The organism is Psychrobacter sp. 1U2 (assembly GCF_051847575.1).
This window is the reverse complement of the sequence record NZ_JBPYDC010000784.1, coordinates 1-835: the sequence shown is the minus strand read 5'-3', so window position 1 is coordinate 835 and position 835 is coordinate 1. Positions and strand designations below refer to the sequence as shown.

Genomic DNA, 835 nt, shown 5'->3' with positions numbered 1-835 from the left:
GCTAATACGCAAACTGGATAGTGGTGATTTGCTATTAGCCTGTAAAAATATGCACCCAAGAGAAGTTGTGCCTATCGTCCAATATTGGATACCTCATATTCGTGTGATTAGCCCTAGTAGTGTTCAAACACAAATGCAAGACCTGCTCAAAGGTTATTTAGAAAAGCTCTAAAAACCCAAACATTAATTATTGAAAGACTTTAAGGTGAAATGATGAGTATTGCGAATAATGGAATGACAAAATTAGCGCTTAATGGTTATAAAGATGATGCTATTAAAATATTGCAAACCCAGATAAGCATGCTCTCAGATATCGAGTCTGACATCTTAAGTAAAGAAGAGGAGTCAAAAAATTATGACTCTAAAAGTGAAGGTATTTTAACCCCGGAGACCTGTAAAGAGTTCAAGCAGGTTCTGAAGGGTGAAGTTCATAAGCTACAAAACTTTGATGTGGTCTTAGCTGTTGTGGGCACAATGAAAGCCGGTAAATCCACTACTATTAACGCTATTGTCGGGCGCGAGATACTACCCAATCGCAATCGTCCAATGACATCCCTCCCTACTTTAATCTGCCATAATAAAGAACAAACAACACCTAAGCTAAATTTTAATAGTCAACCTATTAACAAGTTTTTAGTTGAAGTAAAAAGTGCGCTAAGAGTTTGTAGTATTGAAAATCCAAGTCCAGAAATTGTCGAGCTAATAGAGTTCATTCAAGAAGGCTTTTCATTTAGTGATACCTATAACGGCGAAACTGACATCTTTGATTTTTTACAACGATTGAATGATTTAGTTCGTCTTGCTACTACGATAAATAGTATAGCTGATAATGAGT

General features: G+C 36.2%; 1 protein-coding gene. It reads left to right on the top strand.

Going from position 1 to position 835, the window contains the following annotated elements:
- Positions 1-213: 213 nt before the first annotated feature.
- Positions 214-835 (top strand): dynamin family protein (locus ACS8FD_RS18730; protein WP_439276957.1); only part of this gene is annotated, 622 nt, incomplete at its 3' end.